General features: G+C 68.5%; 1 protein-coding gene. It reads left to right on the top strand.

Features of this window, described 5'->3' with window-relative positions:
• The coding region (locus tag SB658_RS23950) for a GrpB family protein (RefSeq protein ID WP_410602828.1) at positions 1-273 on the top strand (273 nt) is incomplete at both ends.

A 273-nucleotide genomic window follows, 5' to 3' on the forward strand; every position in this document is an offset into this window, starting at 1 on the left:
GGGTGAAGGCCACGCTCGCCGATGCCCTCGCCGAGGTCCCCGTCCGCTCGATCGAGCATGTCGGTTCGACGTCCGTGCCGGGACTTGCGGCGAAGCCGATCCTCGACATCGACATCGTCGTCGAACGCGCCGCCGTTCCCGCAACGATCGCCGCGCTCGAGAATGTCGGGTACGCGCATCGCGGCGATCTCGGTGTGACCGATCGTGAGGCGTTCGAGGCCCCGGATACGTGCCCTCGGCGGCACGTGTATGTCTGCGTCGAGGGCACGCTGC

Source organism: Bacillus sp. SIMBA_008, assembly GCF_046535495.1.
Taxonomy (GTDB): Bacteria; Bacillota; Bacilli; order Bacillales; family Bacillaceae; genus Bacillus; species Bacillus subtilis.